This is a genomic window from Gardnerella vaginalis ATCC 14018 = JCM 11026 (genome assembly GCF_001042655.1).
In the GTDB taxonomy this organism is placed as follows: Bacteria; Actinomycetota; Actinomycetes; order Actinomycetales; family Bifidobacteriaceae; genus Bifidobacterium; species Bifidobacterium vaginale.
In genome coordinates, this window is record NZ_AP012332.1 from 1,384,318 (window position 1) to 1,406,601 (window position 22,284).

At 37.7% G+C, this 22,284-nt stretch carries 17 protein-coding genes; 3 read left to right on the top strand and 14 right to left on the bottom strand.

The window, feature by feature from the left end:
- Window positions 1-120: 120 nt before the first annotated feature.
- Both GAVG_RS05230 and GAVG_RS05235 read right to left on the bottom strand, forming a co-directional pair.
- Window positions 121-1,767: an acyl-CoA carboxylase subunit beta gene (locus GAVG_RS05230; protein ID WP_004138555.1), complete on the bottom strand. Its 1,647-nt coding sequence runs from the start codon at window positions 1,765-1,767 to the stop codon at window positions 121-123.
- Window positions 1,764-3,611, bottom strand: a complete 1,848-nt coding sequence (locus GAVG_RS05235) for an ATP-binding protein (protein WP_009994305.1) — start codon at window positions 3,609-3,611, stop codon at window positions 1,764-1,766. Before GAVG_RS05235 ends, GAVG_RS05230 begins: the two co-directional genes overlap by 4 nt.
- Before the next feature lie 150 nt (window positions 3,612-3,761).
- Between GAVG_RS05235 and GAVG_RS05240 the strand changes: the two genes are divergently transcribed.
- Window positions 3,762-4,427 carry a biotin transporter BioY gene (locus GAVG_RS05240; protein ID WP_009994304.1) on the top strand — a complete coding sequence of 222 codons (666 nt, stop codon included), beginning with the start codon at window positions 3,762-3,764 and terminating at the stop codon, window positions 4,425-4,427.
- Window positions 4,428-4,757: 330 nt separating this feature from the next.
- Here GAVG_RS05240 and GAVG_RS05245 read toward each other — a convergent pair whose 3' ends face one another.
- The 3 genes from GAVG_RS05245 to GAVG_RS05255 all read right to left on the bottom strand — a co-directional run bounded on the left by GAVG_RS05245 (window position 4,758) and on the right by GAVG_RS05255 (window position 7,607).
- Entirely contained in the window at window positions 4,758-5,780 is a 1,023-nt protein-coding gene (locus tag GAVG_RS05245) for a linear amide C-N hydrolase (RefSeq protein ID WP_009994302.1), read from the bottom strand.
- Between the two features lie 46 nt (window positions 5,781-5,826).
- Complete coding sequence (locus GAVG_RS05250; protein ID WP_004114440.1) at window positions 5,827-6,798, bottom strand: DMT family transporter; 972 nt, start codon at window positions 6,796-6,798, stop codon at window positions 5,827-5,829.
- Between the two features lie 65 nt (window positions 6,799-6,863).
- A complete protein-coding gene (locus GAVG_RS05255) occupies window positions 6,864-7,607 on the bottom strand; it encodes a glutamine amidotransferase (protein WP_009994300.1) in 744 nt (247 codons plus the stop codon).
- Between the two features lie 275 nt (window positions 7,608-7,882).
- Here GAVG_RS05255 and GAVG_RS05260 point away from each other — a divergent pair, with 275 nt between their 5' ends.
- Window positions 7,883-8,869, top strand: a complete 987-nt coding sequence (locus tag GAVG_RS05260; protein WP_009994299.1) for a LacI family DNA-binding transcriptional regulator — start codon at window positions 7,883-7,885, stop codon at window positions 8,867-8,869.
- Between the two features lie 451 nt (window positions 8,870-9,320).
- On the opposite strand, the gene GAVG_RS05265 is transcribed toward GAVG_RS05260, so the two are convergent.
- From GAVG_RS05265 to GAVG_RS05300, 8 genes are all read right to left on the bottom strand, one after another.
- Complete coding sequence (locus GAVG_RS05265) at window positions 9,321-11,027, bottom strand: AIPR family protein (RefSeq protein ID WP_009994298.1); 1,707 nt, start codon at window positions 11,025-11,027, stop codon at window positions 9,321-9,323.
- 429 nt (window positions 11,028-11,456) lie between these two features.
- Window positions 11,457-12,839: a hypothetical protein gene (locus tag GAVG_RS05270; protein WP_009994296.1), complete on the bottom strand. Its 1,383-nt coding sequence runs from the start codon at window positions 12,837-12,839 to the stop codon at window positions 11,457-11,459.
- 489 nt (window positions 12,840-13,328) lie between these two features.
- Window positions 13,329-13,883 (bottom strand): SIS domain-containing protein, encoded by a 555-nt coding sequence (locus GAVG_RS05275; protein ID WP_009993566.1) that lies wholly within the window; start codon window positions 13,881-13,883, stop codon window positions 13,329-13,331.
- Window positions 13,884-13,946: 63 nt separating this feature from the next.
- Window positions 13,947-14,822: an ABC transporter permease gene (locus GAVG_RS05280; protein WP_009993568.1), complete on the bottom strand. Its 876-nt coding sequence runs from the start codon at window positions 14,820-14,822 to the stop codon at window positions 13,947-13,949.
- A 233-nt stretch (window positions 14,823-15,055) separates the two neighbouring features.
- Window positions 15,056-16,033 (bottom strand): ABC transporter permease, encoded by a 978-nt coding sequence (locus GAVG_RS05285; RefSeq protein ID WP_016810457.1) that lies wholly within the window; start codon window positions 16,031-16,033, stop codon window positions 15,056-15,058.
- A gap of 47 nt (window positions 16,034-16,080) precedes the next feature.
- A complete protein-coding gene (locus tag GAVG_RS05290) occupies window positions 16,081-17,652 on the bottom strand; it encodes a sugar ABC transporter ATP-binding protein (RefSeq protein WP_004114425.1) in 1,572 nt (523 codons plus the stop codon).
- Window positions 17,653-17,694: 42 nt separating this feature from the next.
- On the bottom strand, window positions 17,695-18,732 hold the full coding sequence (locus tag GAVG_RS05295) for a substrate-binding domain-containing protein (protein ID WP_013399756.1): 1,038 nt from the start codon (window positions 18,730-18,732) through the stop codon (window positions 17,695-17,697).
- An 88-nt stretch (window positions 18,733-18,820) separates the two neighbouring features.
- A complete protein-coding gene (locus GAVG_RS05300; protein WP_041160670.1) occupies window positions 18,821-20,305 on the bottom strand; it encodes a xylulokinase in 1,485 nt (494 codons plus the stop codon).
- A gap of 321 nt (window positions 20,306-20,626) precedes the next feature.
- Between GAVG_RS05300 and GAVG_RS05305 the strand changes: the two genes are divergently transcribed.
- Complete coding sequence (locus GAVG_RS05305) at window positions 20,627-21,733, top strand: ROK family protein (RefSeq protein ID WP_226988335.1); 1,107 nt, start codon at window positions 20,627-20,629, stop codon at window positions 21,731-21,733.
- 90 nt (window positions 21,734-21,823) lie between these two features.
- Here the strand turns inward: GAVG_RS05305 and GAVG_RS05310 are convergent, their stop codons facing one another.
- Window positions 21,824-22,276, bottom strand: a complete 453-nt coding sequence (locus GAVG_RS05310) for a cryptic beta-D-galactosidase subunit beta (protein WP_009993824.1) — start codon at window positions 22,274-22,276, stop codon at window positions 21,824-21,826.
- Between the last annotated feature and the right edge of the window lie 8 nt (window positions 22,277-22,284).

Here is a 22,284-nt window from a genome sequence, read left to right on the forward strand (position 1 = left end):
GCTTTTTGGATTATTTGTGTTTTTTGGATTTATTTATCTTTGGTCGCTTTATGCGCGGTTGCTGGCGACTTTTGAGTGCTTTCCAAATCATTCCCGAATTATTCCCGAATTATTCCCAAATCACATTGGCTGGTTTCCATGATGCTTCCCCGTTCTCGAAACACGTTTTTTACTTCTTAAAATCTTCAAAGAATTAGCAATAACATCTCTTGTTTGCTCTGGATCTATCATTGCGTCAATCTGGCCAGTTTCCAGCGAAAGATTCGCGTTTACAGTGGTATTTTCGTAATTCTCAACAAGCTTTTTTCTTAAAGCGTCAACATCTTGACCGCGCTCTTTTGCTTTTTGCAAATCCTTGCGATGAATAATGTTCACAGCTCCTTGAGCACCCAAAACCGCTATCTGGCTGGTAGGCCAAGCGTAGTTAAAGTCTGCGCCCATAGACTTTGAGCCCATTACAATGTACGCTCCACCAAAAGCCTTGCGTAAAATCACGGTAACAAGCGGAACTTGCGCGTTTGCGTACGCATAAATCACTTTTGCACCTCTGCGAATAATGCCCGCGTGCTCCTGATCCGACCCTGGCTTGTATCCAGGAGTGTCTACAAGAGTTACAACAGGAAGATTAAACGCGTCGCACAATCGCACAAATCGCGCTACTTTTTCGGAAGAATTAACGTCTAGAATTCCAGCATTGACTTTAGGCTGATTTGCCACTATTCCAACAGGATGACCTTCTATGCAAGCAAAACCAACTACTGCGGATGCCGCGTAAAGCTCTTGAACTTGCACAAATTCGCCATAATCTACGATTGCGCGAATAACGTCTAAAACATCGTACGGCTGGCGATCATTGCTTGGAACAATAGTCGCAAGCTGCTTAGCGGTTTCTCTGTCTGCGCGCGTGGCAGCGTATGCGAATGTTGGCGGATTTTGATTGCAATTTTGCGGCAAATAAGCCAAGATTGTGCGCGCATAGTCAATGGCGTCCGCCTCGTCTTCGCCCAAATAGTGAGCAACGCCCGAAGTGGAGTTATGCACATATCCACCGCCTAAATCGTCCATGCTAATTGACTCGCCTGTGGCAGCCTTAACAACATCTGGACCAGTTACAAACATGTTGGAATGTTCGCGAGTCATGATTATAAAATCCGTAAGAGCAGGGCAATAAACTGCGCCACCAGCGCAAGGTCCAAGAATTAGTGAGATTTGCGGAATTAAACCGCTTGCTTCACAAGTTTTTTTGAAGATTCTGCCATATTGCGTAAGCGCGTTAACGCCTTCTTGAATGCGAGCGCCACCCGAGTCGATTAGGGCAACAACTGGAACTCCAAGCTGCAACGCCATGTCTAGAAGATGGCATATTTTCTGTCCTTCAGCGCGTCCAAGCGTGCCGCCACGAACGGAAAAATCCTGCGCATAAACTGCCACTTTTTTGCCGTATACTTCGCCAAAGCCCGTGATTACAGCGCATCCTGCAATATCGTTATTTATGTCTCCACCGTTAAAGCGGCCGATTTCTTCAAACGTTCCCGTATCAAAAAGCAAATCCAAACGCTCTCTTGCTGTGGATTTTCCCTTTGCATGCTGGCGCTCTAAAGCATTCTGCTCGGCGTCTCTAGCAAGGCGAGCCGCGTGTTCTACGGCTGATTTTCCACGCTGAGGCTGCGTAGGCTGCGCATTTTGCATAGTTTTTGCGTCTTTATTAACATCTTTTTTATTAACATCTTTTGCAACTTGTGCAGTATCTTTAGTAAGCGCACTCATTTTGCACTACCGCCTTTAGTCACGTCAATTGTTACAAGCTTTTCGCCTGCTTCTACACCATCTCCAGGCCCTACAAAAATGCCAGTAACTACGCCAGCTGCAGGTGCATAAACGTAGTTTTCCATTTTCATAGATTCAAGAACAGCAAGTAAATCGCCTTTTGCTACGTTCTGACCTTCCGCAACGTTTACGCGTGTAATCACAGCTTGCATTGGAGCAGAAATCACTCCAGGAGCATCCTTTGGAGTTTCCGACTTGTGAGTATCTCCTCTTAATCCTCGTCCTCTAAGCGGCTGCGATGCGCGAACTGTGCTTCTAACTCGCGCAGAGCCAGTAAGATTGTCTACAATATCTTGCGGAATCGTAAGTTTTACGCGCTTATTGTCTACTTCTATTACAAAAGACTCCATTTTAGTTGTCTTATTTTGCGCGTCTTCACCAGACTTATTGGAATCCAAAGAAGCAGGCTGTCCGCCATTTGCCGCTGCAGCAGTGCGGTTCAAATACTTGTGTTCAAGCCATTTTGTAGAAATATCAAAATCGTGATCTTGCGCTGTAAAATCAGGATCGTTAAAAATTTGCTCAAAAAGCTTAGCAGGAGTGGGCACTCCCTCAATGCAAAGCTCCTTAAGCGCGCGTCTTACGCGAGCAATCGCCGCATCGCGATTTTGAGCCGTAACAATAAGCTTGCCCATCATGGAGTCGAATTTTGGAGACACGCTATCTCCAACTTCTACTCCAGAATCCACACGGATTCCAGGTCCAGATGGCCACTCGATTTTTGTTAGTGTGCCTGCGCTAGGCGTAAGATTCGTTGCTGGGTCTTCCGAAGTGATTCTAAGCTCAAAACTATGCCCGCGCGAAGGGTGATTTTGCGTAAGCTCACCGCCGTCGGCAATCGTAAGCTGTTCGCGCACAAGATCTAGTCCGCTAACTTCCTCACTAACTGTGTGCTCAACTTGCAATCGTGGGTTCACTTCCAAGAAGTAAACCTTGTGTTGAGATGTCACCATATATTCACACGTGCCCAAACCAACGTAGTCAACAGCTTCAAATAGGTTACGAGAATATCGGTGAAGCTGCGCGTTCTCGTCATCGGTAAGGAATGGCGCTGGTGCTTCCTCAACCAACTTTTGGTTTCGGCGCTGCACCGAGCAGTCGCGCGTGGAATATATGGTGAAGTTTCCATGCGAATCGCGGCCAACTTGTGTTTCCACATGGCGCGCCTTGTCTATAAAACGCTCAATAAAGTACTCGTCAAGGTCGCCGCCTTGCAAAGCGTCGTGGTTCATGTAGAATCCGCGAAGCTCGTCATCGTTGTGCACAACGGTTATTCCGCGACCGCCGCCGCCATCCGTGCGCTTCATCATAACCGGGTAGCCGTGTGTTTGCGCAAAAGTCAACAATTCTCGAATGTCTTTTACAGGCTCCGATATGCCTGGTACGGGCGGCACTTTAGCGCGAGTTGCCACGCGCCGAGCGGTTATCTTATCCCCTAAATCAATAAGAGCTTCTGGCTTCGGGCCAATCCACACAGCGCCAGCATCAATCACCTTTTGCGCAAAACTCGCTACTTCCGATAAAAATCCGTAGCCTGGGTGTACAGCATCCGCTCCGCTTTTATGCAAAATGTCTATAATCGCGTCTTCGTTTAAATAGGTGTCTCTGTACGTGTCTCCAGAAAGCGCGTAGGCTTCGCTTGCCATCTCTACATACTGTGCTTGGCGGTCGGATGCCGCATAAATAGCTACAGTTTGTATTCCCATTTCTTGAGCAGTGCGAATCACTCTAAGCGCGATTTCGCCGCGATTTGCAACAAGTATTTTTTTGATATTCGTAACCATACGTTACAAGTTATAGGAAATTTGGCTTATAGTATCCGTGAATTTGAACAAAACATTATGCGATTTTTTGTAAACTTCTCCAACGCGCAGCTGGTGATTTTTGTCTAATCTTTGATTCAGCAACGAAAAACAATACGAAAGAAGGATATCGTGGCTAATTTTGAATCTAACTCTGGTGCAAACTCTAGCGCAAACTCTAGCGCAGTTGCATCTAAGGCTTTTGGCGTTAATCGTTTGGCTGTTCCATTTGCTAAGGCGTTTTTGTTTACTGTTCTTATTAGCGCTGCAACTATGGCTGGCGCATTGCCTATTCCTGGAACTCCTGTTCCTGTAACTTTGCAAACTTTGGTTTTGGCTTTGGCTGGTCTTACTTTGACTTGGCGCCAAGCCGTTAGCTCTGTGCTTATGTACCTTGCGATTGGTGCTGCTGGAATGCCAGTGTTTGCAGGCGGAAAGAGTGGCGTTGTGGCTTTTGCAGGTCCTAGCGTTGGATTCCTTGTTGGATTCGTGTTCGGTGTGGCTGTGATTGCGCTCGTAAAGTCTGCGCTCGAAGGCGTTGTTAATGCCGCTATGCCAGAGGATTCTGTTGCTAAGAAATTTGCACGATTTGGCGCGTATTTTGCCGCATCTGTTGTTGGTTCTCTTGTGATTTACGCATTTGGTTTTGTAGGCCAATCGCTTATGATGCACTTGCCTGTTTGGGCAATCGCCGTTGCTTCTACTGGCTTTATTGTTGGCGATATTATTAAGGCTGCAATCGCTAGCGCTGCTTGCGCAGGATTGTATGGCGCGTTTAAACGCAATCACAATGCGTGATTAATTGCGATAAATCGCGTAATGCGTAATGCGCTAATCGTGATGCGTTATGCGTGACTAATCGTAATGCGCAATTAATCGCAAGCGTAACGCGCTAACTATTCTAAGACCGCAGTCTCGTCGCTGCGGTCTTTTTGTTCTAAACGCTAATCGCGCAATCCATCCTCTCGCGTTTGTTCCCTTTTTAAGCAAATTCGACAACGAACGCGGGCTAGCGTAATCAACAAAAAACACAATTATATTAAAAACTTAAATTAATACAACAATACAAGGGTGCACATGTTATGCATATTTGTTACGCAAAAGCATGCACACCCAACTTATTTCTAATTACAATTCTTCTTCAAATGGTTCATATGTCTGTTTCAAAATAAAATCAAAATATCTTACATGACCCCATTCGTCAGGATTACCAAAATGTAATACTTTCAAATTGTGATTATCATACGAAAATGCGTATAAATCTTTATTACTTATATCGTATGCAGACGTATATTGAGTCCATGGAACCAACATCTCATCATCTACCGATATTCGTAGAACTCCCTTAGGGGTGTTCTCCATTGACAACAATTGAAATACTTCATTAATCGCATTCCCGTCATCAACTGGCATAGACATTAATTTTGCATAAGCCGCTCTCAAAAATCGACTTTCTGGTTTATAGTCGCTAGGTATATCGAGTAATCCACTTATGTTCTCATCCAATCCTACATTATTCACAGCTTCATTGTTGTCATAAAGATATTTGCGATTGGTAGAACGTTCAAGATGAGCCTTCAAATTATTAAGATGCCAGTCAAAGGTCGGAGCATTTGTAAATACACCAACTGTATTTTCAAATATTTTAAAACCATTAGAAATAGAAGGTTCTACAACTATAGATCTCCCTGTTTCGTCGGAAAAAACAGCATGTTGCGGAACAGACATCCCCATCATTGGACCAGGTTCATTAACTATTCCTAAATCCGAATTGAGTGAATTAATGATCTCATCGAGAGAACGATACTGAGTTAATATCCATGTAACTAATTCTTCTCCACGAAGCGCAATTTTATTAGAATCATCAATTTCTTTCTTACTCACATATCGGAAGAAGTGATCGAAATAGAAAGACCCACCGCATATTCCGTATTCATTTATTCCATCTAAAATAACAGGGTTCTTATGCACATCTTTAGCCCAAGCAACACCCATTACTGCACATTTAGTAATAAATGGTGTATAGGTTGATTCTATAGAGGTACCAGACGGTATCTTCATACCAGCATATTCAAACTCTTGTTCAAAATCTTGGGTTCTTCCCCAATATGAATTTCCTTGTTTGCTTCTTATTCCAATTCCAGTACACATTGTTATTACTCCTTTATAATAACTAACTGAAAATAAAAATTTTTTATCAATTGACTTGTGAGACTAATTCATCCTGATCATTACGAGCAGAAGGTATTGCAGCTATAACAGCACCTACTAGTGCTACAACTGTTCCAATAAGTGTAATAACGTATACTTTTGCACCTAACGCTGGAACAAGCCAGTCGATCAACACAGATCCAAGTAACTGTCCAGCCGTCGAAGCTAGTCCTAGAAGAAGTAGACCTAATCCTCTCACCAATAAAGCCATTAAGGCTATAGACAATAATCCAAGCGGACCACCTAAGTACATCCACCAAGTCAATGGAAGATGGAAAGAAGTCTGACCTGTAGCGATTCTAACAATAAGAGCAATTGCTAGTACGGAAAAACCTACTATAAAGTTCCAAGTTATAGAAACTAACATAGAACCAGTTTCATTAGCCACTGCCGAATTACCAGCAGGTTGCCATCCCGCTAAAAGACCAGCAGCAAATGGTAGAACAGCTAGAAATACAACTGACGGAGCATGCCAGCTTGGTGAAACAACCATAATAGTTGCAACAATTGCAAGAATTGCACCAGATATACGAGGTAAATTAAACGGTTGCTTTGTATCTACACCTATTCCAAATCTATCGCATAATAATCCAGACAAAACCATTCCGCAGATTAAGGTTGTCTGGAATGTTGCAACACCAAGTACGGACGCAGATGCTCCTTCAGAAAAAACAACCATAGCTCCACATAATCCAGCTAGCCAACTCCACCAAGGTATATTATTAGAGCGAATTTTCGAAGGAATTGAAGCAAATTGTTGTCTTGTAGACGCTCGAGAGAGAATTATGATAAACATAACAACAAGTCCCGAACCGAATGATACTACTGCGCAAGCATTGCCATCAGCTAATTCTTTTCCCAATTGTCCATTCACAGCAGATTGCATTGGAGAAAGCATACCAGCCAATACCGTTCCAATGAACAATAAAGGAACCATATAACGTTGTTTACTATTCATAATGATTATCTCCTTTCATATAATTCTTCACTCTTATAGTGAATAATAATTTTAATTTGCAATTATTAAATTTCTTTAGAAAGCCACTTAACACAATTAGAAAATAGTTGACCATATCCACTCCATTGCATAAACGCTTCTGGAGCCCAATGAGGAGCTATATCTGATGCAAAAGCAATACTTCTGCCTTTATATACCTCATTAACAATGAGCAAAGGATTATCATCAACTTTCATGAGAATATTAGAACTTTCTTTAGCTAAAAGCTTTTGATATCCAAGAAGAATTGGAATAGGACTCAAATCATTCACAATTGGATGATTGGATACTATTTTAGGAATTACACCTTGAGGTTTTTCAGCTCTATCATCAAATGGACTTATTTCAACAGGAAGCACATCTTCAATAGATGTACCATGATAATGAGCTTTACCTTCAAATCCAGCAAAGGAAAGATATCCACCTGCCATCATCAGTCCATGACCTTCACGAACCCATTTAGCTAATAAATCTAAACGATTTACGCATCTTTTTCCTTCACCAAATACCCTATTAGGTAGTAAAAATGAATTACTTCCTATATCTGAAAGTATCACAACATCGTATTTGTTTAATTCATCCATTGTCCATGGAAAGTTTTCTGGAACATCATGAGCTTTTAGATGTGTAACATCGTGACCAAACTTTCTAAGAGCATCAAGAAATTCCACGCAACCAATTTCTAATTTAGTGGATGTGAATTCATCAAAACCTTTATATTCTGTAGTGGATGAAATCCAAGATTCTCCAGCTAGTAAAACTTTTGTCATATAAACAGCTCCTTTGCTTTGAATAAATAAAAACATCTCTATTTTGTAAATCTCACACATTAAGGATGTTCTTATAAAAAATAATAAATCTTTTGCGCAAATAAAACAAACACAAAAAACGCTAAAAATATGGGCTAAAAGGGCTTCATTGCTAGAATACTATAATATTTTTGCGCAAATTTTTCTATTGTAAAAGTTTTTGCGCAATAGTAGCATTAACAGTATTAAATTACTTATTAAACTATTGCTTTTTCAATAAAACTTATGGAGTCTATATGTCAATTGTTCAAGTGGCTAGAAGAGCAAATGTATCTACATCTACCGTATCGAGATATTTGCATGGTACGTTAAACGTAGAAGACTCTACAGCACAAAGAATTGACGAGGCTGCACATTTCTATAAATACACAACTAAAATAAACTCAAAGACAACTTACAAAGCACTGGCGCTTGTTATTCCTGGATTAAATAACCCATTTTATAGTGAACTATGTCAACAACTATCCATGGCAGCAGATGGTTTAGGATATACATTAAATATTAAAATATCGCAAGGAAATCCAATAAAAGAAAGAAATATTGTTGAATCCATAATTAAAGAGCAAAAGTATATTGGACTTATATACGCTGGATTAAATAACAATAATATAGCTTTGCGTAAAGTAATACCTTCTGGAATGAATGCCGTTCTAATAGATGAGCAAATGAATGATGAAAAATTATCTAATATATCAACAGTAACTGTTGACAATTACTCTGGAGCATACCAAGCTGTCTGTTATTTACTTTCCCTGGGGCATAAGAGAATAGCCTACGTGTCAGGACCAGATGGATTAAGCACAACCTCAGACAGAAAACATGGCTATTTATCTGCTTTATCAAATAGCAAAATATTATACGATGATTCTTTAATATTTTCTGGTCCATATACTGAGGAATTTGGAGAAAGTATATTCCCATACATAGTAAGTAACCCAGATCCACCAACCGCAATATTCTGTAGCTCAGATATTTCAGCACTAGGGTTACTTGGAGCAGCTGAAAGATATGGATTAAAGATACCAGATGATTTATCTGTAATAGGGTGCGATGGAATTCATATTGGCAAATGGGCGCATCCTAGCTTAACAACATTGCAGCAACCATTTGAAGCTATTGCTAAATCTACTTTAGAATTAATAAGTTTTAATGGAGAAACAAAACATATTCAATTACCATTAACGTTAACTATTAGAAATTCTACTTGCAGAATAAAAAGTTAGATCATCTGAAATATACGTTTGTTACAAGCTCTCGTAAAAACAGTAATTCATATTGATACCCACGAAAATATTGGAAATAAGCTCATATACAACGGCTTATTCGACTACAAAACCAAGAACACTTCCCCGCGTTTGTTCCCAAAATCGCCAAATATGATAACAAACGCGGGCAAAAATAAACGAACGTGGGCTAGCGTAATCAACAACGTAAATTTAAAACAAAGGATTACGAGTATAGTACTCTTTCAAAGAACGATATGCACTTCTCTTTTAATATAAGAAATTATATTGCGTCCGCTAAAACAACCACTTTTTATTAGAACACATTCTTAAAATAAGCAATGTAAATTTAATTTATAAATCTACATTGCTTATTCTGTATGCGCACTATGTCTTATGAATACTTCTTCATGTCTTATTAACAATAAGACATGACTAAATATTTAAAATATTATTCATTCTTTTTGCACCTCTCAATATCCAAATATTCTTTAAATCCTTTTTGAATCAACTTTCGAGCTTTAGAAATATCATCATTAGCCCTATATTCATCTAAGACTTTTTCTAGAAGATGTATATTCCCTTCAATATCATCTTCACCTTTACTTTGCAAATATATGATGTATAGAATCTTCTGATTGTAGACATCATTTTCATCATATAGTTCCTTATATTTTTCTTCTATTTTATAATACAAATTTATTAAGTTCACTAAATCATCAAATAATGATTTATTTTCTGCGAAAATTTCATCATAATAAATTCCAAATAATTTCTTTTTCTGATTTGTAGCCCTGTCAGGATATCCCTTATACGAATAAATAATCTGAGCTAATTTTTCCTTACTTATCTGACGCTCAAAGTTATTAGACTTTCCTATATCGCCAGTTTTACGAATATATCCTATTCTATTTTCTTCTAATAACTTTTCTATATCTATTTGCACCTTGTTAATAGATTTAAGATCAACATCAGAAATAGCATTTTGACTATTAGTATATTCGGCTATTTGATTTATTAGATCCTCTTTATCTTCGGTTTTAAAGATCCTAACTAAAACTGAGGCTTCTTTTAGATTTTCTTCCTTAAATTCACTGTCTTTAAACTCATAAATACTTCTTAAGGTCTGTCCTCCATTTACAATTTGCATATCTTCTAGCGTGAATATATATTTTGTTTTTGCATTAATGGAATCAACTTTTACATTCTTAGCTGTGATGGTTATACCATTATTGAACATAAAGAATTTATCTGGAGTGTTACGCAAAGTATTAATAATATTTTTATTGTATTTGGAATGACCTAAATATCCTCTAACATTCTCATACAACACGCCAACAGCAAGCTTCATGTCTTTTATTCTCTCAAGATCAGAATTATGATCATAAAAGTCATGAGAATTCCTCAGATTTTCGTCTGAACATGTAATTCTTATTAGATCAGCAATATCTATTTTAGCCAAGTAAGATTTTGACGAGGAAGAAGAATCAGACTCATAAACTAAAAATGATTCTTTATTAATAACAAAGGTTGAGGATATTTCACAATTCTTATCTCGCAAGAAGCCAGTAATATCGTCCAATGATATTGACTTTATACTAACATCATAGTCTTTCATCAAAGAATCTATCTCTGGCTTATTAACATCTGTACCATTACTTTCATTTGATACGACAATTAACTCAATATTCCAGGCAGAGTCTGAATGTATTTTTTCATTGATGCTTTTCATGACATTTTTTGAAATTATAGAATTATCATCTACATTTTCAAAACTATTGTTAAAAGTCATACTCAAGAATTTTGTTGAATCAAGAATAGGACTTATTTTCCCACCTTTTACAGGACTGAAATTATCTCTAAATTTAAAATTGTAAAGGAGAATTTTATTTTCTTCATCGTTAATATATACTGCATCAATACCAAAATCATTATTCTTCGTTTTACGAACTTTATTACAATAGTCAGTATCGATTATCATTCTTTCAATTTCATCTGCGTCAGCGACGCCAGTAGTTAATCCTAATATTAGATAGTAGAATCCAAATCTCTTTTTATCAGCATCAGACAACTTGTAAAAGCGTTCTTTTCCTATAGCATTTTCTAAGCATATTTCCGAACGCTTATTAATCAATTTGAAATCATTAAGACTTGCCATGTTTACTCACTTTAAAAAATAAAAATATTTGATATATACACATTATGAAAACAACGTACTACAACGTAAACTAGATATTAGCAATATAAGTATAAGTAAAATATCTCCCTTGATATAAAACATTAATCTTAGATATTAAATTATAATCCGATACACATTGTCAAACATTTAATTCTAGTTGTAAAAATATGCACACATTATTAGAATAATTTGCATTTTACAACTTGCAGATCATTTTCTGCATATATACTCATAAAGCAAAATACATCATATAAATATATAACAACGGTATTCTAGATATGAAAATGGGGGCTGAGAGAACCCAGCCCCCGAGTGGCTTAGTAAAACCAAACCACTGGAAGTTGCAACTTACTCAGCTCTACTACAGGAGCATACGCTCTTAGTTTAGTAAAGCCAAGTAGGTAGTGCTTAGTGACGCATCTTGCGAACAGCAGCACCCATACCAGCAAGCATAGAAGCAGCCAAAGCAGTCAAAGCAACACCAACACCAGCATTACCAAGCTTCTCGCCAGACTTACCATGACCCTTAGCACCCTTAGCAGCAAGCTCACCCTTAGCAGCAGCTGGAGCATTCTTACCAGCAGCCTGCTGAGCAGCCTTACCAAGCTTGCCACTAGCAGCATCATTCATAGCCTTAGCAGCACCTGGAACATCCTCAAAATTAGGAGCCAAAGGATCAGAAGTCACAACAGGAGGAAGCTTAGAAGCCTCAACACCGAAAGCCTCCGCATCGTTATAGCAAGCCTTGTACTCAGCCAAAGCAGCATTATACTTAGCAGTAGAAGCAACAGCCTTAGCCTTAGCCTCAGCATAATCCTTATTAGCCTTAGCAGTCTCAGCAACAGCAAAAACAACCTTAGCCTGAGCACGATCTACAGCATCAGCAAGACGCTGAGCCAAAACAGAATCATTCTTAGCAGAAACATTGTAAGCTTCCAAAGCATCCTGAGCAGCCTTCAAAGCCTTCTCAGCAGCTTCCTGAGCAGCTACCTTACCAGCCAAAGTAGCCTTAGCCTTCACATACTCAGCATAATCCTTAGTATAAGCAGCAAAAGCATCATCAAGATGCAACTTAGCAGTCTTCACAGCCTCAACAGCCTTAGCCTTATCAGCAGCCTTCACATGAACGCCAGGAACAACAGGCTTTGCTTCAGGCTTGGATGGCTGTGGAGCTGGAGCTGGGGTGCACTGAGCCTTAGCAAGAGCAGCCTTAGCTTCCTTCAACTCATTATCAGCATCAGCCTTCTTAGCCTTAGCTTCGAGAAGCTCAGCACGGGAAACAGCATTGCCTACTTTAGCAGTCAAATCACCCTTAGCAGCAGTATCAATTGCTTTAGTCGCACCATCAAAGGTCTTGGTACCAGCATTATCTTTGTAATCATCAGCAGCCTTCTTAGCAGCTTCAAAAGCAGCCTTATCCTCAGCAACCTTTACATTAAGCTGAGCCTTCTTAACACCATACTGCTCAGCATCAGCCTTAGCCTTGTCAGAAGTATAAGTCTCAATTGTAGAATCATACTTGTCTGCAATAGCTTTCTTAGCATTGTACTCAGCGACAGACTTATCATAATTAGCCTGAGCATCTTCAGCATCATAACCAGCCTTGGTTGCCTTACGATCAGCATCCTTAACAGCCTTCTTAAGCTCAGCGAGCTTAGCAGCATCAGCTGGCTTGCACTCTTCCTTCTTAGGAGCTTGTGGCTCAGCAGCGAATGCTGGAGCGGCGAATGCCATACCGGAGAGGAGGGTGGCGCCAGCAGCGAAAGCGGCGATAACCTTCTTATTCATCATTTTAATTTCCTTTCTTCTTCTCCTCCGTGCTAGGAACACGAAAAAGAATTTGCCTTATGCGGTTTCCCGCGTAGCACCAGTTGAACTAGGGATTCACTGGTTGCTGATTCAAAAGATACAACATGCTTTAACAAAAATCAACCAAAACATTCAGCTTACATTCAGGTTTGTTTTGAAGTTTTTCTGAAAATTCACAATAATATACACAATAAAACGTAAAAATTACGACTAATCATATTTAAAAACAGAAAAATATCCAAGACACGCCGTATATAGAATTTTTTTAAGATTCTTTCAGGTTTTTTTAAGGTTTGCATTTAATTGGCGTGTCGTCTATACGTGCCGACAAACTTTTACAATCATTTTCTGCAAAATAAAACATGTACACAATCAAACAACAAAACGGCATGAAGCTTATGCAAAAGCACAAACTCCATGCCGCACTATAGGAGAAAACTACGGGCACATACTTATACTGTCCACCATAAATCACTCGTAGTTTCGATGACGATAAGACATATCCTCATACGTAATTGATTCACTGCTATGAATAGCATATATGACAGAATCAAGAAATATCCAAGATGCCGTCTCCCACAATGTTCCCATTGGGTGAATCGTAGGAACCAAATCCCCCTTCCCCTTATAAACAGAAGCAGGTATAAAAATAGTTAAATCAGAAAGTTTAGCTGCACTACTATCTGGAACACCAGTAACACATATCAATGTTGCTCCACTTTCTTTTGCCAATCTTGCAACAGTCAACAAATGCTCAATCTCACCAGATCCACAAGTAAAGAAGAAAACATCTCCCTTAGAAATAGATGGTGCTGTGTCATCCCAAATCCAATGACTAGAATACCCAAGATGCATTAATCTCATACAAAATGCCCTACATGTAAGACCTTCACGACCTACACCAGCACAAACTATTCGTCTAGCAAATTTAATTTTTTCTATTACTTCATCAATTGATGAATAGTTCATAACATCAAAAGTTTGATGCAACTCATTTAAAATAGATTCTACATCTTTAGAATTCATAAAAACTCCTTTGTTTTAATAATTTCCCTAATAATTCAATAACATAATTACATGTTATTAATACTATTTTTTAGAAATATTATTATCTTTAGTATCATGTGATGATTTGCAATTTACAGATGTTTTATACTCCAAAAGCCTATTGACAATCATCACAAAAATAAGAGCCGCTCCCCATGTAAGATTTTTAATAAATGGAGAAAAGTTTAATATAGTAAAACCAGTTTGCAAAACTTGAAGCATAATGACTGAAAGGAAAAGATTGGCAAACTTGCCTCTACCGCCAAATGGATCAAATCCAGCAAGAACTACAACCAACAACGCCTGAAGCAAATATGTTCCACCAAAACCAACTCTAGCTGAATTCACCCTAGCAACCATAACAAGAGCTGCAATAGCAACAAATAAACCAGAAATTGCATAAGTTATAATAATAGTTCTATTAACTCTATGCCCTGAGAACAGAGAAGCTACAGGATTTGAACCATAGAAATATAGTTCTCGACCATATCTAGTATGAGAGGCAACCCATCCAGTAATCGCATAACTAATTATTCCAATCAAAAACACGGTAGGAATACCAGCTACAGATGATATTCCAAACATAGAATAATCAATCACAGATACTCCTATAGATGAGCCATTGGTAGCAGCTGTTGCAATGCCTGCAAATAAAAGTTGCGTGCCCAATGTAGCAACAATAGGATTCACTCCAGCCATGCTAACTAAACACCCATTAATAACACCACATACAATTGCGGAAAGAAGACCAAGTACAACAGCGATAACTATAGATAAGATTGGCGAACCAATTCTGCCCAATTCAGATCCCGACAATATCCATGCAATAACTATTGCAGCAACGTTCATATTCGCAACTACAGATAAATCAATGCCACCAGTTAATACAACAAGTCCCATAGCTAAAGCAAGAAACATAAACTCACCTATTTGGAAACCCATTGATTGTAAAGTACTCCAGTTATATAAAGTATCGCCTAATAAAATATAAAATATAAGACAAACTAATATAACAGAACAATAAAGAACCTTACTAGAGCGCTCAATATTTGACCATACACGTTTAATATTCGATAAATTGAATATATTTAATCCAGCCAATAAATGATTTAACATAATTTAACCAATCAATCTTAAATTTATTTCAAATTTCAGCCAAGAAAGGACATATTCTTACGATTACGCAATTTCTCTCCATAGTAAATCGCAACTACTGCAGCAATCATCACTCCGCCAATAAATAGATTGTTCCACGATGATTTCAATCCCAAAAAGACAAGAGTATTATTAAGTAATTGCGTTAAGGCAACGCCAAGAAAAGTGCCAAATAATGTACCATATCCGCCAGTAATTCTAGTTCCCCCTATAACCACTGCAGCAATAACAGTTAACTCTGTACCCATAATGCTTGTTGGGTCAACAAACTTTAAATTGGCGAATGAAATAATTGCCATTATTGCAGCTAAAACACCCATAAGAGGATAAATGAATAGTTTTATACCAAGAACTGGCAGACCAGCACGTCTTGCAAACTCCTCCGAATTACCTATAGCGTAAATACTGTGTCCCAAAGAAGTATGATTCATAATAAACCATACAAATATGTAGACAAATATAGATATTAGGAAGAATATGGAAATACCATTTTGCTGACCATTCACTGTGAAGGAAACAATATTACATCTTCCAAATTCTAATAAAGAAGATGGCATCTTACTGATAGTAACTGGTTTAGTTCCAACCGTAGTTGTCATTAACCCATAAAAAATAGAAGATGTTCCCAATGTAACTATAAATGTTGGTAATTCAAGCCAATGAATTAAAAGTGCGTTTATAGCTCCTAGAACTGCTCCTATAACAGCAGCAATAATAAGAATAACTAAGATTGAGTTTATCTTAGCGTTAACAGCAAATACAACTGATGTATATCCAGACATAATAGCTACAGCTGGAAAAGATACATCAATACCTCCAGCAATCATAATAACGTATACTCCTGCAGCAAGTATCGCCATTGTTGCACCATTACGCGTCAAATCTGCAAGAGTTCCCAATGTAAAGAAGTGCTTATTCACAACAGAAACAGTCATGGCATACAAAATTATTATTGTGAGCAATGTCTTTTCCATAGAATTTGGTCGTTTTACATTAGGCAACAATGATCTTAATTTTGGGATCACAACGCACCTCCATTTTGAACAAAAGAAACAGATTTGTCTGAAGAAGATATAAAACTCTCATTGGATTCATGAGAATTATCCCTATCTGTAGATTCCCTGAAAATCTTAGAAAATCCAGGTTCTAATTCATCACCAGTTATTTGAGTAGAAACTTTTCCTTGTTTAAAAATGTAAATTTTATTGCAAACAGCAAGGAGCTCTTCTTCCTCATCAGATATAACTATAACCGATATGCCTTTCTCAGCTAGTCTGCGTATGATCTGATAAATTTGAGATTTAGATCCAACATCAACACCAACGGTTGGAGAATCTAATATCAACAGCTTTGGGTTAGTTGCAACCCACTTACCTAAAAGAACTTTTTGTTGGTTACCTCCAGATAAAGATTTAGCCAACAAACTGAGATCATGTGTATTAACTTGCAAATCATTGAGGATTTCATCCCCAACTATTTTTTCTTCATTTTGATTTACAATTCCAAAACAGTTAGATATCCTACTCAAAATTGCAGAAGCACAATTACTTAAAAGATTACTATCTTGGAAAAGACCTTGCTTATACCTATCTTCAGGAACTAAAGCGATACCTCTTTCTATAGCATCACGAGGATTATTTATATCAACAATTTTTCCATTAATCTTCACAGAACCACTAGTTATATGATTAAGTCCAAATAGAGCAAGTGCTGTTTCTGTTCTGCCAGAACCAAGCAATCCACTAAATCCAACTACTTCACCAGGATTTACACTCAAAGTAACGCCATTAACTCTAGAAGCTTTTACATCTTCCATATTTAATGTTGGAACAACTTCCTTGTTCATGTCATAATTATTAGGAATACCGAATTGAACATCATGACCAATCATAAGAGAAGATAATTTTCTAGGATTTAAGTCCTTTGCATTATAAGTTCCAACTAATTCACCAGATCTAAATACTGTGATTCTATCTGCAACAGAAAAAACTTCATCAAGCTTATGCGATATAAAGACTACAGAAACTCCATTCAATTTTAGATTTTCTATAGTCTTCAATAATTCTTCAACTTCTGAATAAGTAAGAGCAGTAGTAGGTTCATCCATAAAAATAACTTTTGCATTAAGCACTAATGCTCTAGCAATAGCTACCTGCTGACGAGCAGCCATTGATAAATTCTCTACTCTTTCATAACAATTAATATTAGCTCCTATACGTTCGAGTGCTTCTTTTGCAACCTTATCAGCCAAAGAATTATTTATAAAAAATCTGCGGTGATGGACTTGCTCTGGCAAACAAATATTATCCTTTACCGTCATCGTGTTAAACAATGATAAATCCTGATGAATAACAGCTATACCGAGATCGATTGCTTGTCTAGCAGTTAAAGCAGAATAATTCTCACCATCAACTTCAATACTTCCAGAATCAGGTCGCAAAACTCCGGATAAAATCTTAACTATCGTTGATTTACCGCATCCATTGCCACCAGCTAAGCAGTGAACTTCACCACTAGAAATATCAAAATTAATATTTTTTAAAGCATGCACTCCACCAAAACTTTTAAAAATATTCATTGCCTTTAGACGCATGTCCATCACCTTTATTCTTGAATCACTATGAAACTTAAAAGATTAGAAAGGATACTTTCCGTCTGGGAAATCACCTTTCTTAAGAACCATAGGAGCATTACCTCTTACTTGATGACCATCAACTTGAATATCTTCATAACCTTTTACATTTAGGTTTGTACCATTACTAATCTTCTTGCCCTTAATCTTGTTATATGCAAGAGATAGAGCTGCGTAACCAGCATCAGCAGGACGCCAAGCTTTAGCATACTTAACCCAACCTTCATTTATGTAAGGCATATCAACAGATGGAATACCAAGAGAAGAAACAAATACGTTTTTATTTCCTCGCTCTTTCAAAACAGCAGCCATATTAGCTCCTGCAGAAACGGATGTGCCAAATAGTCCTTTCAAATCTGGATGCGCATTAAGTATCTCCGTTGAAACCTTTCGAGCAGTATCATCATTATTGTTATCTTCATACGGTTCGTCAGATACGAATGAAATATCTGGATATTCTTTTTCTATCAAAGACTTACATGCCTTGTACCAAGCCATATGTGTTTCCATCGTCTTTGAACCAACTATCGCTGCTATCTTGCCCTTACCACCTATTCCATCAGCAAGAGGCTTGCAGAATCCCTCACCAAAGTCTTTATTCTTAAATGCTTCTATATCATAGTCAACATCATCAGCAATATTGCCACCTTCGTGAGAAATAACAACTATGCCTTTAGCCTTAGCTTGCTTTATTACTGGCTTAAGAGCTTGAGGATCATTTGGAACAACAACAATAGCTTTGACGTTTTGCGAAATTAAATCAGAAATCATCTGAGCCTGCTTTGCAGAATCACCAGAATCTGGAGCAATTTGTTTAACTTCAACTTCTCCTTCATGATCTTTACCAAAACGTTCAACACCACTTCGCATATCATCAAACCATGGAATTCCCTCTTGCTTGGCAACAAGAACCATTTTTATTTTTCCATTTTTTGACGATTGCTTTGATCCTATTAGACCACCTGATCCACATGCTGACATAGGAGCTAAAAACGCAACAGTCAGCATCGTTGCCAATGTTACTTTCATTGATTTACGCATCTTATTCTCCTTTGATTAGTGATGCATATGATTTTTTAATTTATAAACTATAAATATTATTTTTTACGATTATCGATATATATTGATTTCAATGTTTTATCGTATCTATTGCCATACAATCTACAGCTTCTGAACGCGTTATAAAACGTTCAGAAACTTCATTAAATCGCTCTGCAATAAATGGAACATAATCACCTATATACTCACTAGACAATCTAGGCACCCATTCTGGAGGCTCAGAACCACCACAATAAACCCACGCAGCTTGTTTTGAAGCTCCATCCGCAACATATTCGCTATATTCTGGTACACTGACAGGCAATCCAAGAACGCATGGAGCAATTCTTCTAACAGCCTCAGACTGAGCGCCGCCTCCTATAAGATTAATCTTATTAACTTTCATTCCTAGAGATGTCATAGCTTTTATTCCGACACCAACTCCGCATAGCATTCCTTCAATCGCAGCACGTGCAATATTTGAAGGAGTAAAATTCTCACAAGTAACTCCATGTATTGCACCAGTCGCATCTGGCAAATTCGGCGTTCTTTCTCCTTCAAAATATGGAAGAACAACCAATCCTTCTGATCCAGGAGGAGCACACAAAGCAGAATGCGAAAATTCTTCATGTGTCATATGCAAAATTTGCCTAAACGAATCAATTACTCTAGATGCGTTTAACGTACAAACAAGTGGCAAATAATTTCCTGTAGCATCTGCAAAACCCGTAACATATCCTTTTGAATCGTGAATTGGAACTTTAGACACCAAAGACACAACCCCAGAAGTACCAATAGATAAAACAACTTCCCCTGGCTTTAGACCCAACCCAAGAGCAGCAGCTGCATTATCTCCAGCTCCTGGACCAATCTTCATATTAACGCCACAAATATTTGATTCACCGATACACTCATGAGGTCCTACCACTCGAGGTAAAACAACTTTACTTGCAAAATCATATCCAGCAGCCATAGAGATTATACTTCTCTTGTATTCATTATCTTCTGAAGAAAAATATCCAGTTCCAGATGCTTCTGAACGATCAGTTGTTAAAGTATTTATGTCTTTACCGTCTTTTAAAACCCAAGTAAGCCAATCATGAGGAAGTGCAATAGCTGCAGTTCTCTTTAGATTATCAGGTTCTTCACGATTCATCCATCTGAGTTTGGTAATGGTTAAAGATGCGACTGGAACACTACCGACAGACTTAGCCCATTTTAATTTTCCATTTTCAGTAGAACCATTTCCAAATTCGTTTATTAATTCATACGCATCAATTGCAGATCTTGTATCATTCCATAAAATAGCATCTCTAACTACGTTACCATTGTTGTCAAGCGCAACCATACCATGCTGTTGACCTGCTATAGATATAGCGACTACATCATCCAATCCGCCGGCTTGTTTAACAGCTTCATCAAAAGCATTACGCCAAACATAAGGATTTATTTCAGTACCTCGACCATGCTTGGCAGAACCAGACCTTACTAATGCGCCAGTTTTCAAATCGCGAATAACTATCTTGCATGATTGAGTAGAAGAGTCAACACCCGCTACCAATTTATGAATACTCATATTACCTCCCAACACCATCGTCAGGTTTAATTGCTTTATGCAACATAATACGTCAAATAATTAACTTTGTCTACACGAGCAACAAAAATATCTTAACAATTCCAACATGTACGGCATACTATATATATGCAGTTGATGGATTACAGTAAACACACAAGCGCGATGTCGCTATACAATAATCGACTCGATCCAGCACGGTCAAAATCCATTCGAAACCATAATTTGACGTTAATAGCTAACACACTGACTTCAAGCAACAAACATTATTCTAGAGCAGAATTAGCAAGAATAACTGGATTAAATAGGTCAACTCTTACACGTTTGGTAGATTCACTAATAGAATATGGAATAATTAGCGAATTACATTCAGAAATAACTGGATCAGGAAGACCAGCAGTACCACTGACCCCATCATTACATACTTATGCATCAATAGGATTATCTTTATCAAAATCAAATTTGGAAGCCTGTGTAATAGACATATCTGGAAATATTCTTTCAAGATATTATGAACAAATAAATGACACAAATCCTACAATAATATTGAAAAAAATCAAAAACATTATTTACTCAACGAAGCAAAAATTGCAAAAAGCAAATCTTCCAACAGTATCAATATCTATAGCAATTAGCGGTTTAATGAATACAACTGAACAACACAAAATATCAAGCCCAAATCTTAAATGGAACCACGTTGATTTATCTGACTTCTACAATAAGAACGACAAAGATAATAACTTAGAATTCATACCAATATCATTTATAGACCTTGCTGCAGCTGGAGCATATGCAGAAATCTATTTAAGAAACAAAAAAGGTAATACAATACCGAATTTTCTCTATATACATAGCGGCAATAGCATAGACACAGCATTAATAAAAAATAACACTTTTGAACAAGGGTGCAATAATTGGGGCGGAAAGTTCGGGCACGTTTTTGTATCATCGGGAAAATCTAATTGTTCGTGTGGGCATACAGGCTGTTTAGAAAGCTTTGCTGGAAGTCGAGCCTTAATAAGGGAAGGAAAACTAGGAGAAAATGCATCGATAAATAATTTTTATGCAGCACTATTCAGAAATGAGCCTGCTGCAACTCGAGCCGCAAATATAGCAGCAGAAAAGCTTGGAATAGCAATATCATCATTTATAAATATATTTGACATGCCAGTTTTTATATTTGATGGAATATATTCAGAAATTTTCGATTCTGTAAAAGATAAAATAATTGAGACTATTAAAGAAAGAGCAATATGCTCAAACTGGTCATCTATAGAAATAATGAAATCTATTGTTCCAGGTAATGCATCAGCATTAGGGGCAGCATGGAAAGGTATGAACGAATTCTTAAATACTCCAGAATTATGGATTAAAAAGTCTAAGGAAGCTTTGTCATACTACCCTATACAATCCATGTCTTCAGATATATAACTCATTACATTATTTGCATAACACATTTGTATATGACATACAAAAATTTTATGCGAAGTGAATATATAGACTACGCAGTACACATTGTATTCACTTATTGGGGAAGCTAAAACCTTCAACCGTCACCTGAGCCTGCATCAATACGCCATAAGATTGCTGAAGTATTTTAAACGCCTCTGACATATCAATAAGAAGAATGCCGCCTTCATGTAACTGAACGGTCTCTCCAGAACCTACGAAATATTCACGATCGTTTAAATCACTGTAACGCTCAACTGGTAGCAACTTTCCTTTATCAGCAATATCAATATAAGCAGTACCGCTTACAGAATACAACGCAGTTTGATATCGTCTCGAACCTATAAACCGTTTTTCAACAACGCATCGTAAATCATGAGTCCAAAATGTAATAGAATCCCCTATAGAGTAAGCCTCATCATTAGATAAACACTTGACCTTACCAATAGCCTCAATAAAACGCTTCCATTTTCGACTTCCATTTATACATACTTCAAATTCTGAAACATCGTTATAAATACGCATAATATCTT